This is a genomic window from Enterococcus sp. DIV0724b (genome assembly GCF_050531475.1).
GTDB classification, from domain to species: Bacteria; Bacillota; Bacilli; order Lactobacillales; family Enterococcaceae; genus Enterococcus_L; species Enterococcus_L haemoperoxidus.
Window position 1 is genome coordinate 1,576,745 of the sequence record NZ_CP172890.1, and the last position, 15,544, is coordinate 1,592,288.

The 15,544-nt window shown below is 36.5% G+C and carries 16 protein-coding genes; 12 read left to right on the top strand and 4 right to left on the bottom strand.

What is annotated here, in order from left to right; translation table 11 throughout:
* Window positions 1–7 precede the first annotated feature (7 nt).
* On the top strand, window positions 8–865 hold the full coding sequence (locus tag IGJ02_RS07285; RefSeq protein ID WP_430603878.1) for a MurR/RpiR family transcriptional regulator: 858 nt from the start codon (window positions 8–10) through the stop codon (window positions 863–865).
* 86 nt (window positions 866–951) lie between these two features.
* Here IGJ02_RS07285 and IGJ02_RS07290 read toward each other — a convergent pair whose 3' ends face one another.
* Together IGJ02_RS07290 and IGJ02_RS07295 are read right to left on the bottom strand one after the other, a co-directional pair.
* Window positions 952–1,653, bottom strand: a complete 702-nt coding sequence (locus IGJ02_RS07290; RefSeq protein ID WP_010761174.1) for a histidine phosphatase family protein — start codon at window positions 1,651–1,653, stop codon at window positions 952–954.
* Window positions 1,654–1,701: 48 nt separating this feature from the next.
* Complete coding sequence (locus IGJ02_RS07295; protein WP_010761175.1) at window positions 1,702–2,328, bottom strand: MBL fold metallo-hydrolase; 627 nt, start codon at window positions 2,326–2,328, stop codon at window positions 1,702–1,704.
* A 206-nt stretch (window positions 2,329–2,534) separates the two neighbouring features.
* On the opposite strand from IGJ02_RS07295, the gene IGJ02_RS07300 reads away from it, so the two are divergent.
* The 6 genes from IGJ02_RS07300 to IGJ02_RS07325 all read left to right on the top strand — a co-directional run bounded on the left by IGJ02_RS07300 (window position 2,535) and on the right by IGJ02_RS07325 (window position 8,446).
* Window positions 2,535–2,807 carry a hypothetical protein gene (locus IGJ02_RS07300; RefSeq protein WP_430603879.1) on the top strand — a complete coding sequence of 91 codons (273 nt, stop codon included), beginning with the start codon at window positions 2,535–2,537 and terminating at the stop codon, window positions 2,805–2,807.
* 276 nt (window positions 2,808–3,083) lie between these two features.
* On the top strand, window positions 3,084–4,460 hold the full coding sequence (gene guaD, locus IGJ02_RS07305) for a guanine deaminase (protein ID WP_430603881.1): 1,377 nt from the start codon (window positions 3,084–3,086) through the stop codon (window positions 4,458–4,460).
* Window position 4,461: 1 nt separating this feature from the next.
* On the top strand, window positions 4,462–5,832 hold the full coding sequence (locus IGJ02_RS07310; RefSeq protein WP_430603882.1) for a uracil-xanthine permease family protein: 1,371 nt from the start codon (window positions 4,462–4,464) through the stop codon (window positions 5,830–5,832).
* A gap of 194 nt (window positions 5,833–6,026) precedes the next feature.
* Window positions 6,027–7,004, top strand: coding sequence for a GMP reductase (gene guaC, locus IGJ02_RS07315; protein ID WP_010761179.1), 978 nt, complete (start codon window positions 6,027–6,029; stop codon window positions 7,002–7,004).
* 138 nt (window positions 7,005–7,142) lie between these two features.
* Window positions 7,143–7,472, top strand: coding sequence for a PadR family transcriptional regulator (locus IGJ02_RS07320; protein ID WP_010761180.1), 330 nt, complete (start codon window positions 7,143–7,145; stop codon window positions 7,470–7,472).
* Window positions 7,472–8,446 (top strand): permease prefix domain 1-containing protein, encoded by a 975-nt coding sequence (locus IGJ02_RS07325; RefSeq protein ID WP_430603883.1) that lies wholly within the window; start codon window positions 7,472–7,474, stop codon window positions 8,444–8,446. Before IGJ02_RS07320 ends, IGJ02_RS07325 begins: the two co-directional genes overlap by 1 nt.
* A 59-nt stretch (window positions 8,447–8,505) precedes the next feature.
* Here IGJ02_RS07325 and IGJ02_RS07330 read toward each other — a convergent pair whose 3' ends face one another.
* Window positions 8,506–9,054 carry an ECF transporter S component gene (locus IGJ02_RS07330; RefSeq protein WP_430603884.1) on the bottom strand — a complete coding sequence of 183 codons (549 nt, stop codon included), beginning with the start codon at window positions 9,052–9,054 and terminating at the stop codon, window positions 8,506–8,508.
* An 11-nt stretch (window positions 9,055–9,065) separates the two neighbouring features.
* On the bottom strand, window positions 9,066–9,890 hold the full coding sequence (gene thiD / locus IGJ02_RS07335; RefSeq protein ID WP_430603885.1) for a bifunctional hydroxymethylpyrimidine kinase/phosphomethylpyrimidine kinase: 825 nt from the start codon (window positions 9,888–9,890) through the stop codon (window positions 9,066–9,068).
* Window positions 9,891–10,200: 310 nt separating this feature from the next.
* Between thiD and IGJ02_RS07340 the strand changes: the two genes are divergently transcribed.
* The 5 genes from IGJ02_RS07340 (at window position 10,201) to IGJ02_RS07360 (ending at window position 15,531) form a co-directional block, all read left to right on the top strand.
* A complete protein-coding gene (locus IGJ02_RS07340) occupies window positions 10,201–11,643 on the top strand; it encodes a PLP-dependent aminotransferase family protein (RefSeq protein WP_430603887.1) in 1,443 nt (480 codons plus the stop codon).
* A 29-nt stretch (window positions 11,644–11,672) separates the two neighbouring features.
* A complete protein-coding gene (locus tag IGJ02_RS07345; protein ID WP_010761185.1) occupies window positions 11,673–12,398 on the top strand; it encodes a nitroreductase family protein in 726 nt (241 codons plus the stop codon).
* Window positions 12,399–12,513: 115 nt separating this feature from the next.
* On the top strand, window positions 12,514–14,238 hold the full coding sequence (locus IGJ02_RS07350) for a phospho-sugar mutase (protein ID WP_430603889.1): 1,725 nt from the start codon (window positions 12,514–12,516) through the stop codon (window positions 14,236–14,238).
* Window positions 14,239–14,316: 78 nt separating this feature from the next.
* Window positions 14,317–15,093: a pyrroline-5-carboxylate reductase gene (gene proC / locus IGJ02_RS07355; RefSeq protein ID WP_010761187.1), complete on the top strand. Its 777-nt coding sequence runs from the start codon at window positions 14,317–14,319 to the stop codon at window positions 15,091–15,093.
* A 132-nt stretch (window positions 15,094–15,225) separates the two neighbouring features.
* On the top strand, window positions 15,226–15,531 hold the full coding sequence (locus tag IGJ02_RS07360) for an ArsR/SmtB family transcription factor (protein ID WP_010761188.1): 306 nt from the start codon (window positions 15,226–15,228) through the stop codon (window positions 15,529–15,531).
* Window positions 15,532–15,544: the final 13 nt, after the last annotated feature.

A 15,544-nucleotide genomic window follows, 5' to 3' on the forward strand; every position in this document is an offset into this window, starting at 1 on the left:
GTAGGGAATGCAGCAAAATATAATTTTAACGATTCAGGATCATCTTAAACACTTGCCTGGTTCTGAGCAAAAAGTGGCAGAATATATTTTAGAAAATACTAATGCAGTGATTAATTTGAGTGCTAAAGAACTTGCTAAGAAATCTGGTTCCAGTCCAGCAGCAATTATTCGTTTCTGCCGATCAATTGAGGTTAGTGGTTTCACTGATTTAAAATTGTTACTTTCGGCTAATCTGGGAACTGTTGATACACAAATGTATACAGAGGTCGAAAACGGTGAAACAACAGCTGCAATCAAAGAAAAACTACAGCACCGTCTGATCCATGTTCTAGAACGGACGAATGAACATTTAGAAGACCAAGCAATTGATCAGGCAGTTAGAGAACTGGAGACGGCAGAAATTATCTTTGTTTACGGTTTAGGTGCATCATCATTAGTTGCACAAGATATTTATCAAAAATTTACTCGTCTAGGGTTAAGTGTATTTTTTACAATGGATCATCATTTGTTTGCATCTGCAATCGGGACAAATAGACTAAAAGGAATTTTTATCGGAATCTCACATTCAGGTACAAATCAGGAAACGAATGCACTCGCAGATCTTGCGATTGAAAAAGGATTGACAGTAATCGGTTTGACTGCTAATTCTGATTCAGCTTTGGCACAAAAAAGTTCTATTTTGTTATTGACGCCAATTGGAGGAGAAGCTCCATTAAGAAGTGCTGCAACTGTTTCACTAACAGCTCAACTTTATGTAGTTGATGTTTTATTTTTTGCCTATGCGGCCAAAAACTATAATGAGACTTTAGAAAAAATCCAAGATTCTAAGGAAGCAGTTGAAATCGTAAAGAAGGATTTAAATTAAGAAAAAAAGTCATTAAATAAGCGATAGAAATAAGAGTATGAGAGAAAACAAAACTTGTGTTCTCCCATACTCTTATTTTTGAACGTTTAATTATTTGATGCAATCTCACGACCATTCTCAATATAGTGGGTATCATTGACGGTGTCAATCGTAAATTTACCATTCTCATAGATAAGTTTAGTCACACTGCCATTTTCAAGGCCAATTTGCATAGGCAAACTATTATCGATCAATGACATTAAAAATGAAATCGTCAATCCATGAGAGACAATCATCACATTACCGCCACCATTTTTTTCTCGATAGTGAGCAATATCTTCAAACCCGCTCCAAACTCGTTCACGAATTTTTTCATAAGGTTCGGCCCAATTTGCTGTGTCAGCAGCGATGATAGCGTCAGCCAAATCTTTATAACTGATTCTATTGGTCATCATGTCATCATAGTTTTTAAAAGCTAAAATCCTAGGGACCACACCCCAAAGCTCGCCATCATACCCACCATCTAAAGAGCCAAAACACCATTCGCGAATACGACTATCTGTAGCATAAGGAATATCAGCCCCGTTTGGATGTTCTTGTAAAATAATGCGTGCGGTCTGCATCGCACGTCCGCTGTCACTGGAGTATGCCTCTTTAAAATTAGTCTCTTGCAAACCAAGGCCTAAATAATGAATTGTCTTTTCTCCCTCTTTCGTCAACGGCGTATCTGACCATCCCTGAGTTCTACCTATTGTATTGAACATGGTTTTCCCATGACGGATAATGTATAGCGTTGTCGGTTCATTCATACCTTAATTCCTCCTTTAATAGCTATATAATAAGGTTTTGTTTCTTCTTTAGTTGAAAAATGGATTTGTTTTTTTCTCATGTTCGATCGTTGTAGCATCACCATGTCCAGGGTAGGCTGGAAATTCATCAGGCAATGTGAAAAGATAGGTGTTGATACTGTGAAGTAACTGTTGCATATCTCCTGTGTGTAAGTCAGTTCTACCGATACTTCCTTTAAATAATGCGTCTCCTGTGACAACGAAGTCATCGAAGACAAAACTTACACTGCCAATCGAATGGCCAGGTGTTGGAACAACAGAAAACTTCATTCCACCCAAATCATAATCGGTCAGTTCAAATTCTTCCTCAGCAGGTTGAACAATAATATCAGCAATATCATTATGACGACCTAATCCAGATAAGTTGAGCACTGGGTTTGACAGCCATTCTTGTTCTAATGGACTAACATAAACAGGAATGTTGTATTGATGGCGAAGCTCTTCAACTGCGCCGATATGATCATAATGTGTATGTGTTAGTAAAATAGCAATCGGTTTTTTACCTGTTTTTTCAATCAAAGCGGCTATTTTTTCTGCTTCAGCACCTGGATCGATGATTAATAAGTTTGTTTCATTATAAATTAAGTAACAATTTTCTTGGATAACACCAGTTTGGATTCGTTCGATTTTCAGCATAGTCATTTGCCTCCTAGTAAGTATGGTTCATCTTTAAGTATAACTCAATTTTAGCTAGAATCAAAAGGCAGTGCTGTTCTTTTAACTGATTGTTATAGATTAGGTCAAAAAATAATGAAGGGGTCGATAATTTACTTTTGTTTTACTATCTATCATAATAAAGATAGTTACTTAAAAGTGATAGCCAGAAAAGGAGTCGACAAGAAATGAAACGAGAGAAGCGGTCTTTAGAACAAATTCCAGCATTATTATCTAGTAAAGTGTCCCTTTTTATCTATCTATTTCTTTTTTTCTATTTAGTTGTTTTTGCTGTTTTAACTATGTGGATTCCTTTGTTGAAAAATCTACAACCATCCGCTAGAGTTCAGTTGATTTTAGGGAATTATACGAATGTCTTGAGTACCTTAGGCGCCTCTTTGGCAGCAGGAAGTGGTACGCTTATCCACCATAGCTTATCAACATTACATAAAAAAACATGATAATATGCATGATGAATTACAAAAGACGATTGCTGATCTTCATGATAAAATCGATCGGTTAGAAGAAGAAAAAAACAAACAAAATGATGAAACAGATTTTATGCTGTAAAACAAGACGCTGTATGTTTTGTTTTACTTTTTTTGCTTGAAATTCACTATTGTTCGTTTTTTGCTGTTTTTAGGAGAGTTTTTAAGAACTAGAAAAGAGAAAAAGTGGAATAAATGCGAATCATTATATATAATGATGCTTGTATCGTTATGAGAGGAGCGTTTATATTGTTTAAATTTGTCGTTAAAGGAACAGCATTTTCAAGTATTGATTCAAAAAATGTAAAAGTTTTAGAGAATTCACTATTTGGCATTACAGAAACAGGGAAGATCGGTGCTATTATTTCTCCAGAAGAAAAAAATTATGAAGCTATTATTCAAGAATATTCGGAAAAAAATAAACTTCAAGAATTACCTCAAGGACAATATATTCTTCCAGGTTTTATTGATCTTCATGTTCATGCACCTCAATGGGCACAAGCTGGGACAGCACTTGATCTCCCATTATATGAATGGCTTAATACGTATACTTTTCCGCTGGAAGCTAAATTTTCTGATGAGCATTTTGCGGAGAATGTGTATTCAGACTTAGTTTCACAATTAATAAAAAACGGAACAACGACAGCACTGTATTTTGCAACAGTTCATCGTCAGTCTAGTCTGCGCTTAGCAGAAATCTGTAGTGAAAAAGGTCAAAGAGGTTTAGTTGGTAAAGTCGTAATGGACGATCAAGAGCAAAATCCTGATTATTATCGAGATGCTACAACGGATGAAGCACTCGCAGAAACAGAATTATTTATTCAAGAAGTACTAAAATTAAACAAGGAAACACCTCAAGGCGTTTATCCAGTTGTAACACCTCGTTTTATTCCAAGTTGTACAGATGATTCTTTAAAAGGATTAGGTGCTTTGGCTGCTAAGTATGATGTTCATATCCAATCCCACTGTAGTGAAAGTGATTGGGCACACGAATTTGTTCAAGAGCGTTTTGGCAAAAATGATGCTTTTGCGTTAAATGATTTTGGATTACTTACAGAAAAAGCTATTATGGCGCATTGTGGTTTTCTGTCAGATGAAGATATGGAATTGTTTGCTGAAAATGGAACAGCAGTAGCTCATTGTCCAATTTCTAATGCCTATTTCGGGAATGCGGTGACACCAATTGCCAAATTATTGAATGAATATCAAGTAGAAACGGGTTTAGGTAGCGATATTTCTGGTGGTTTTTCCCCAAGTTTATTTGATAATATCAGACAAGCAGTTATATCATCGCGAATGCTAGCAGATGGCGTTGATAAAGATTGCTGTAGTGAAAAACGTGGGATTTCAGGATCAAGTATTACCTTAAACGAAGCATTTTATCTAGCAACGGCTGGCGGTGGAGAATCATTGAGCTTACCAATTGGAAAATTAGCGGTCGATTATGCTTGGGATGTTCAAATTGTTGATAGTAAAAAGTTACCAATTTTTTCTGAGTCAGAGCCCTTGATGGAAATTTTTCAAAAAATTCTCTACCTGTTACGACCTGAGGATATCACTGAAGTTTGGGTTCAAGGAAGAAAAGTTCATGATAATAATACGAAAGAACAAGAGGTGCAAGTTTAAAATGACTGAAACTCAAATAAATAAATCAAAATTAACGGTAGGACCAAATGATGATCTATCAATCGGGCAATCAGCTCTTTTAGGAATTCAACATGTTTTAGCGATGGATGTCTATGTGGTGCCATTTATTATCGCATCCATTATTGGATTGTCGACAAAAGAATCTTCAGCGTTGATCCAATCTACTTTTATTGCAGCAGGAATAGCGACAATTATTCAATCCTACTTTTGTATGAAACTCCCTGTTGCACAAGGACCATCGTTTATTCCGATTGGGGCTGTTGCCGGTATTTACTTTGCGAATAGTCAAAGTGGTAATGGTTGGGGTACGGTTTTAGGTGCTAGTTTGATTGGTGCCGTTTTAGTGATTATTTTAGGGGTAACAGGCATTTTTAATCGTTTGATCAAAGCCTTTGTACCACCAATTGTTGGCGGCACAATTATTTTTATTGTGGGTTTATCATTAATGCCAGTCGCCTTAAATGACAATGTTTTTAAAGCTACAGGAGATTTAGGTCAAAATATTTTGCTAGCAGTAATTGCGGCAACATCGCTTGTTTTGTTTGCGATGATTGGATCACGTTTTCCAGGGAAAGGTCGAATTTTTAGAGTTTCTTCTGTTATTTTAGCCTTAGTTATTGGAAGTTTAGCAGCTCAATCGATGGGGATTCTTGATTTATCTCAAGTTGGGAATGCATCACTAATAAGCATTCCGCAATTACCATTCGTAGATTTTCATTTTTCGTTTGATTTGTCCTCTATTATAACAATGGTGATTATTTATGTTGTACTGATGGCTGAAACAACTGGGACTTGGTTTGCAGTTAGCAATGTTTGCGAAGCACCGCTTACGGATGAAAATATCAATAGAGGAGTTGTGGGCGAGGGAATCGGGTGTCTTATTTCATCATTGCTTGGGACAACACCTGTTACTGGCTACTCAACAAATGCAGGAATCATCTCGATTACAGGAGTTGCAAGTAAAAAAGTATTTGTGACAGCTGGCGCTTGGTTCGTTGTTTTTGGTTTGTCTGGTAAGTTATCAACCTTAATTTCGTCAATTCCTTCACCTGTAATTGGTGGCGTTTTTGTTATTGTATGTGGAATTATTTCAATCAGTGGAATCAAAGTGATCAAAGAAGTTGAGATTAGCGAAAAGGAAATGTACGTCATTGCGATCCCGATGATTTTAACCCTTGCGTTAACGTTGATACCAAAGGACTTTATTCAATCCTTGCCACAACTTCTACAATATTTCTTTGGTTCATCTGTAGCAACTGCCTCAATAGCTGCAATACTTTTAAACCGTATCTTACCTGCAGAAAAAGTCGAAGAACAAAGTGTTGAACATAAGGAGATAAATGCTGTATAAAAAATTTGGAAAATAATTATCCGCTCAAAACACGAACAATAGGTAAATGTATTATATATTTTTCGTCATTTACCTTTGACATTTATAAATAGATAGTGTAAATTAGCATAGGTGCTTGAAAATGCGAACTATTATTAGTTTAATGTTCGTGTTTTTGCGTGTTTTTAATTGAACTTACTAGGAGGCAATACAGTATGAAAGTTTTTGATTACGAAGATGTCCAGTTGATTCCAAACAAATGTATCGTGAATAGTCGTTCTGAATGTGATACAGTTGTGAAATTAGGGAAGCATACCTTTAAAATGCCAGTCGTACCTGCTAATATGCAGACGATTATTGATGAAGAAATTGCGGAGTTTCTAGCAAAAAATGATTACTTTTATATCATGCATCGTTTTGATGAAAATGCTCGAATTCCATTTATTGAAAAAATGAACGCTAAAGGCTTGATTACATCAATTAGTGTTGGTGTAAAAGAAGCTGAATATGGTTTTGTAGAGGAATTAGCGGAGCGGAATTTGGTTCCCGATTACGTAACAATTGACATTGCACATGGACACTCTAATGCCGTGATCAACATGATTCAACATTTAAAAAAACATTTACCTGACACATTTGTTATCGCTGGAAATGTTGGAACACCTGAAGCAGTTCGGGAATTAGAAAATGCTGGAGCGGATGCAACAAAAGTTGGAATTGGTCCTGGTAAAGTTTGTATAACGAAAATCAAAACTGGATTTGGAACAGGCGGCTGGCAATTGGCTGCACTACGTTGGTGTGCAAAAGCTGCTAGAAAACCTATTATCGCTGACGGTGGGATTCGTACACCGGGAGACGTTGCGAAATCAGTTCGTTTTGGTGCAACAATGGTGATGATCGGCTCACTATTTGCGGGTCATGAAGAATCTCCAGGTGAAACAAAAGTCGAAAATGGCGTTGTTTATAAAGAATATTTCGGCAGTGCTTCTGAATTTCAAAAAGGTGAGAAGAAGAATGTTGAGGGCAAAAAGATTTGGATTCAACATAAAGGAAGTTTAGCGGATACGCTAGTAGAAATGCAACAAGATTTACAATCATCCATTTCTTATGCTGGTGGTCGTGATCTTGAAGCCATTCGTAAAGTAGATTATGTAATTGTAAAAAATTCTATTTTTAATGGTGATACTATTTAATTAAAGAATTAAAAAAGGAGCGTATTTTGCGCTTCTTTTTTATTTTGATTATTTTTACTTTACCTGTCGTAGTAATCGTGCTATGATAATTACAACGACAGACGTAGTACGTCAGGTAGAGTAATTGGAGGTGATTCAATGATTGGCAGTGATGCAATCAGAGGGTATAATGATACATTTATTTTATCTGTATTGCAGGAAGGTGATTCATACGGATATGCGATCTCTAAAAGAATCACGGAAATTTCAGAAAATAATTATTCAATCAAGGAAACAACATTGTATTCTGCGTTTAACCGTTTAGAAAAAAACGGATTTATTGAATCGTTTCCTGGACAAATTACACATGGTAAAAAAAGAACATATTATAAAATAACATTGTCAGGGAAAGAATATTTAGAAGAAAAAATTGCAGAGTGGGTATTAACTAAAAAAGTCGTTGAACGCTTTATCAAGGAGGAAAAATAATGAAAACGATCCAGGATTATATTGATAGCTTATTTTTAGGGATAGCTGAAACAAATCAAACAAAACAATTAAAACAAGACTTATTAGCAAGTGCGGAAGATCGATATGAAGATTTAAAAAGTCAAGGGAAGTCTGAAAACGAAGCAATTGGAGGTGTAATTTCAGAATTTGGCTCGATCGATGAATTGCTAGAAGAAATGAATATTAAGCAAGAATTCATTGAGGAAAAAGGATATGAGTTAGACGAAATTACGATCGAAGAATCATTCGATTTTCTTAAAGTTTGCCACAGAGCGGCTACACTGATTGGTTTAGGCGTAATGGTTATCATTTTAGGAGTAGCTGCACTTTTTGTCAGTATGGCATTGTATGGCGAAGGTGTCGCTGAAGGACTAGGCTTATTATTTGTTTTCTTAGGAGCTGCAGTGGGCGTGCCGCTATTTATTATCGCTGGAACGAGCCTATCTAATACTAACAAAAAATTGGATGATCGCTTTATTTCAATTCAAGTAAAGAATGAGATCAAAAAAAGAAAGGATGCTTTTCAGCGTTCGTTTATTTTTTGCATGGTGGCTGGGGTCGTATTGTGCATCTTATCTATCATACCTGTGGTCTTTTTTGGAACGATATATGGGGAAGTATTTTTTGGTATGGCTTGTCTATTAATTCTTGCTTCATTTGGTGTTTTCTTCTTCATTTTTGGTGGTGTGATCATGGGAAGTTTCACCAAGATGCTTGAACAAACCTATTTTATTTCAGATGAAGGAGAACTAGGACCCAGAGCAAAAGCTGAAAGAGATAGTAAAAGACCAGTTTGGTTCCAAACAATTGAAAAAATTTATTGGCCAATTATTGTTGCAGTTTTTCTATGCCAAGGTTTTTTGTTAGGAAATTGGGGATCAAATTGGATTATTTTTCCTGTAGCAGGGATCATCTTTGGGATATTAGAAAGTATTTTCAGTAAAAATGAATAAATGAAACTCCGCTTATTTTTGGAAAATTTCCAAGAAAAGCGGAGTCTTTTTGTAAATAATTAAAATGATTGCCTTGTAAAAATGACGTTCATTGCTTTCTTTAATGGGAAATAAGCGAGTGTCACAATAACGATGGTCGTAGCAACATTAATGAAGGTTGCTGGTAATTTAGATAAGGCACTTGCAAAAGCTACATTAAAATCTGCACCTGCAAGAAGGCCCATTACAGTGTTTTTTAGTTGCGTCATAATAATTTTGGCAATTCCAGTTATAGCTGCAACCGCAATGATTTTCCAAATAGTATCAATATTTTTATGGAAAAATAAAATCATCAAAGTAGCTGCACCACCAACAATAAAACTTTCTAAAATAAAGTAAGGTGCTTCAGCTGCAAATCCATTTAAGACATCAAATATAGCAAACCCTAACCCACCAGCTAAAGCTCCTTTTTTGTATCCAATTAAAAGTACTGCTAGCAATGAGACAGAATTACCTAAATGAACAAACGCACCAGTCGGCATAGGAATTTTAATCATCGTTCCAAGAATAGTCAAGGCAGCAAATAAGCCGACAAGTACGATAGAAGTTGTTGAACTTTTTTGATTCATTCTTTCACTCCTTAATTTTTTGTCATTCTATTTTGCGCTTGATTATATGCGCCATGCCAAACGTGTCCAAGAAAAGGATTGATTTTTTGCCCATTTTTGATAGCGGCAGCTACAAATTTTTTAGCCAAAGATACAGCATCAGCAACTGAATAGCCTTTTGCAAGACCAGCAGTTACAGCTGCAGCAAATGTACAGCCAGCTCCATGGTTATAATCTGTTCGGAAGAGTTCATTTTCAAAGATGGTAAAATCATTTCCATCATAAAAAAGATCAATTGCTTTATCAGATTTCAAACGATGTCCACCTTTTATCACAACATTTTTAGGGCCTAAGTCAAGGATTTTTTTTGCCGCTTCTTTCATTTGATCAATTGAAGTTAAATCGCCCAATCCAGATAAAATTCCAGCTTCAACTAGATTAGGTGTAGTGATCGTTGCTTTAGGTAAAAGTAAACGAGTCATGGTAGCTACATTTTCTGGTTGTAATAACTCGCTAGTTCCTTTGCATGCCATAACAGGGTCGATCACAATATTTTCCATTGCAAATTTATCGATGTAATGTCGAGTAATCTCAATTGCTTCAACTGTACCAAGCATCCCAGTTTTCATGGCATCAAGAGCACCACCTGCAAATATTGTCTTTAATTGTTTATCTACTAACTCTGGATCAATTGGGGTAACCAAATGACTCCAGCCTTCATCAGGATCCATCGTCACAATACTAGTCAAAGCTGAAAAACCAAATGTTCCATATTCTTCAAACGTTTTTAAATCCGCTTGAATACCTGCACCACCGCTAGAATCAGAACCAGCTACTGTTAATACTTTTTTGATCATTGTCCAACCTCTATTCAGAAATATTTTGATACAAGTATTGTAAAACAAACATAAGTTGACAAAAACAGCCAATTGGGTTATTTTCAGGTCATCCAATTGCTGCGAATCACGGAGAACGAAGTGAACCGATGATGAGCAGTACAAGACGACCAAAGGGAGAGTTGCTCCTTCGTATTGAATCACGGAGAACGAAGTGAACCGATGATGAGCAGTACAAGAGATTGAGCTCATAATAATCTTCATTAATCAAAAAAGAATAACATCTTATCCACAAACAATAGTTACTTAACAACAAATTGGAGGCAAAAAAATGTGGTCACTAAATAAAGAAAAAGGTGTTCCAATATACGTAAGTATCATTGAATTAATTCTCTCTTACATAAAAAATGGCGATCTTCTCCCAGGTGAACGATTACCCTCAGAAAGAAAACTAGCAAATTATTTTCAAGTAAATAGATCTACAGTGGTACATGCTTTAGATGAGCTTGTTGCTTTAGGTTGGATCATTAGGAAACAAGGAAGCGGAACTATCGTCAACGAAGGAAAGTGGGGAATCAGCACAACACCGAGAACAGATTGGCGTCGTTACCTAGAACAAAATGCTTTCGCTAAAATCGATCCATTCACGGAACAAATCGAATGGCTGATAAAGCACTCTGATGCGGACGTCTTAGATTTATACACGGGAGAATTGCCGTTAGATCTAATTCCAAGTTTCTCATTTCCGCTATTGACATGGAAACATTTTTTGGAAGAAGAACAGCAAGACGACTTAGGTTATCTGCCGTTAAGACAATCCATCAGCCGCGAAACTGAAAAAGAGTATGGCTTTTCTCTTCCTTCAGAAAGTCTACTAATTACATCGGGTGCACAACAAGCTTTATTTTTGATTTTACAAGTATTATTGCATTCTGGGGATAGTGTTGCTATTGAAGATCCATCTTTTCTTTACGCACTTCCAATTTTCCAAGCAGCCGGCATCCGTCTCTATGGTGTGAAAACAGATCAAGATGGCATTTGTCTTGATTCTCTTGAAAAAGTGATTCGTCAACACCGCGTCAAAATGGTCATGGTGAATCCATCATTTCAAAATCCCACAGGGACAACAATGTCGATGGATCGCCGAAAAGCCTTAGTTAAACTATGCCAAAATTACCAAATTCCGATTTTAGAAGACGATGTTTTTGCTAAATTAAATTTTGTTTCTTCAGACCAAATCCAGCCGTTAAAAAAACTAGATCCCGAAAATGTTCTATATATCGGTTCTCTTTCCAAAATACTTGGTTCAACAACTAAAATCGGCTGGTTGAGTGCGCCAACGTCAGTGAATCAGCAATTAGCAGAAGCAAGAAAAATGATGGATTTTTCTTTAAGCATTTTCCCTCAACTCTTAGCTAATTTGGCATTAACAGACAAAGACTTTTCAGATAAAGTTTCTCATTTGAGGCAAAATGTAGAGCAAAGAGGGAAAGCAGTGTTTGATGTTTTGAATAAAATGGATGAATGGGAAGTAAGTATGCCTAAAGGTGGTTTTTATATATGGGCAAAATGGAAACATGGGAAATTACAGCAAAAAGATTGGACGTATTTTTTACAAGAAGGCTTGCTGATTGCACCGAGTTTCTTTTTTGGTGAAAATCAAGACAGCATACGAATCAATTTTACTAGAGTGAATGAAGAAAAATTGTTGCTATTTGAAACAAAATTACTCAAAGTCACCAAAAAAATAACTTTGGATTCGTCAACACTATGATAAAATGAAGATAAAAGGAGGAAATCAATATGAATAAAACAATCGAGATCTTACAAACTCGCCGCAGTCATCGTGATTTTGACGAGAATCATAGATTATCAAAAGAAGAACTTCAAGCGATATTAGATGCGGCTCGCCAAGCGCCAAGTTGGATGAATGGACAATTTTACAGCATTATCGTCATCCAAGATGAGAAGATTCGAGAACAATTGGTTAAGTGGAATCCCGGCAATGCACATATGATGAAAGGCTCTGTTTTTTTACTATTCGTTGGAGACCTTTATCGTACAAAAATGGTTAGCTCAGCGCATGAAAGTTCATATTCGATCGATGAAAGTATCGAACCAATTATTTTAGCTACAACAGACGCCGCTTTAGCGCTTGAAAATGCTGTGATTGCTGCAGAAAGTTTAGGATTGGGTTCAGTTGTTGTTGGAAGCATCCGCAAACATGGAAAAGAAATCAGTCAATTACTAGATTTGCCTGAGAAGACATTTCCACTGTTTGGTTTGAGTATTGGCAAACCAATCGTTGAGATGAAAGTCAAACCCCGTTTGCCTGAACCTGCCGTTATTCATTATGACAAATATCAGCCTTACGCATATACCTTGATTGAACAATACAATCAGACCATGGAAGCGTTTGGTGAAGCGAGAGAAACAAAACGCTGGAGTCAGAAATTTTCTGATTACTTTGCAGCGAAACCACAAATGATCACAGATCAACTATTGCGAATGCGAGGGTTGTTAAAATAATTAGTTCAATCAAATAACATACAAGCCATTTCAGGCAGGCATTACTTTCCTCAAAGCTTGTAGAATGATATACTTACTAGTGGATAAGAAAACAAAAGATAAAAGAGGTGCTGACATGTCTTGGGAACAAGTCTATGAACAATGGGTAAATGAAGAAAATATACCAGAAAACTTAAAAAAAGAATTGAAAGATTTAAAAGCAGATCCAGAAAAATGTGAGGATGCTTTTTATGCGCCATTAGAATTTGGAACAGCAGGTATGCGTGGGATTTTAGGTGCCGGCATCAATCGAATGAATATTTTTACGATTCGTCAAGCAACGGAAGGGTTAGCTCGTTTCATGGATGCTGAAGGAATTGAGACTAAGCGTCGTGGCGTTGCAATCGCTTATGATTCTCGACACATGTCACCAGAATTTGCAATGGAAGCAGCCAAAACCTTAGCGCAACATGATATTCCTGCATTTGTTTTTGAAAGTTTAAGGCCAACGCCCGAGTTATCTTTTGCTGTTCGCTATTTGAACGCATTTTCAGGGATTATGATCACTGCATCTCACAATCCAGCAGCTTATAATGGATATAAAGTTTACGGGGCAGATGGTGGACAAATGCCGCCAGCTGATGCTGATGCTCTCACTAAATACGTTCGTGAGGTCGAGAACCCATTAAAAGTAGAAGTTTTAGCAGATGATCAAGCCAAAGAGAGCGATTTGATCACAATCATTGGTGAAGAAGTCGATGCGGCATACTTAAAAGAAGTTAAGACAGTTACGATCAACCAAGGATTAATCAATGAAATGGGCAAAGAGTTGAAACTTGTATACACACCATTGCATGGTACAGGAAAAATGCTTGGTGAAAAAGCGTTGAAACAAGCAGGCTTTGAAAAATTCATGCTAGTTCCAGAACAAGCAATTGCTGATCCAGATTTTACAACAGTCAAATCTCCAAATCCAGAAGAACATTCTGCTTTTGAATATGCAATTCGCTTAGGAGAAAAAGAAGATGCCGATTTATTGATTGCAACAGATCCTGATGCTGACCGCTTAGGTGCAGCAGTTCGATTACCTAATGGAACTTATCAAGTGTTAACAGGTAACCAATTAGGCTCGATCATGATCCAATATATTTTAGAAGCACATAAACAAGCTGGAACATTACCGGAAAATGCTGTTGTCTTGAAATCGATCGTGTCTAGTGAACTAGCTACTGCGATCACAGCAAAATACAATACAAAAATGGTAGATGTTTTAACTGGATTTAAGTTTATCGCAGAAAAAATCGAACAATATGAAGAAGATCATTCACAAACCTTTATGTTTGGTTTTGAAGAGAGCTATGGTTATTTAGTGAAATCCTTCGTTCGTGATAAAGATGCAATTCAAGCACTCGTTTTACTAGCGGAAGTTGCAGCTTTCTATAAAAAACAAGGCAAGACACTTTATGATGGTTTGCAAGACATTTTTAAAGAGTATGGTTATTTTGAAGAAAAAACAATTTCAGTAACCTTAAGTGGGATCGAAGGCAGCGAAAAGATCAAAGCTCTAATGAAAAAATTCCGTGAGGAAGCGCCAACTTCATTTGCTGATATCAAGGTGAAACAAACGGAAGATTTCAAAGAATTAACAAGAACTTTCGCTGATGGAAAAGTCGAAGCATTAACGACACCTCCATCTGATGTGCTAAAATATTTCTTGGAAGATGGTAGTTGGATTGCGATTCGTCCATCTGGAACTGAACCCAAGATTAAATTTTATTTGGCAACGAAAGCTGCTTCTCAAAAAGAAGCTGATCAAAAGATCAAGAATTTTGAACAAGCAGTTAATGCGTTAACAGAATAAAATGATTGGGGCTGAAAAAAGACTGGAAAAAAGTTTTGTTTCAGTCCTTTCATTGTAATAGTATAAGGAGTGGTAGAGATGAACATTGGATTTATTGGCGCAGGTCACATGGGAAGTGCTATGATTGAAGGTCTGCTAAAAGCTAAAATGGTAGCACCGGAAAATTTATTTGTAAAGGGCGGTTCAAGTGGTACAGCTGAAACGTTACAAGAAAAACTTGGATTTCAATTGATCAAAGACTATGAGACTTTGAAAGAATGTCAAGTGATTTTTATAGCGACAGGGGCTAAAATCGTATTAGATATTTTAAAACAAGCAGCACCGAGTATGACGAAAGATACAATTTTGATTTCAGTTGCGACAGGTCATACTGTCAAAGAAGCTCAAGCCGTGTTGGGTGAACAAGTCCATGTTGTACACGCCATTCCAAACACACCTGTTAGTGTCAACGCAGGGATGATCGGTACGGTTTTTGCTGAAAATATGCCTGCTAAAGTGAAAGCTGAGGCAACTCGTATACTGGAATCGTTAGGAAAAGTTGAAGAAGTCAATGAGAATATCTTAGGAACTTTTGGAACAGTTGCTGGATGCAGCCCGGCATTTGTTGATATATTTATGGAAGCATTAGCAGATGGGGCTGTTCTAGAAGGTATGCCTCGTTCTCTTTCATATGAAATTATAGCTCAAATGATGTTAGGTTCTGCTAAGTTAGCGCTCGAAACAAAAAAACACCCAGGAGAATTAAAAGACGGTGTAACATCACCTGGTGGTAGTACGATTAAAGGTGTCACAGCATTAGAGAAAAATGGCTTTAGATATGCGGTGATTGACGCAGTTAAACAAGCGAATAGTTAAAAAATGAATACGAAAGATAGGGTTGGGACTCACAGGATTATGACCCAACCCCGTTTTTTTAACCTTTAATGAATGAAAGGAAAAATCTATCCTCTTTTGAAAAAAGTTTGTTATAATAAGCAAGAGGAAAAGATGAAAGGAAGCTCAGCGATGAAAGAAATAGAAGAGATTCAAAAAGTAAGTCAATTATATAAAGTGTTGAGTGATCCAACAAGGTTGCGAATTTTACTTTTGTTAAAAAAAGGAGAATTGAATGTTACGGCGATCGGAGAACAGCTATCGATGGAACAATCGGCCGTTTCTCATCAATTAAAACTATTACGAGATAGCCACGTAGTAAGATCCAGACGTGAAGGTAAAACAATTTATTATACGTTAGATGATCATCATGTAATTGATATTCTTAACCAAACATTTGAACACATCAAACACCAATAGCTCACCTTTTCTA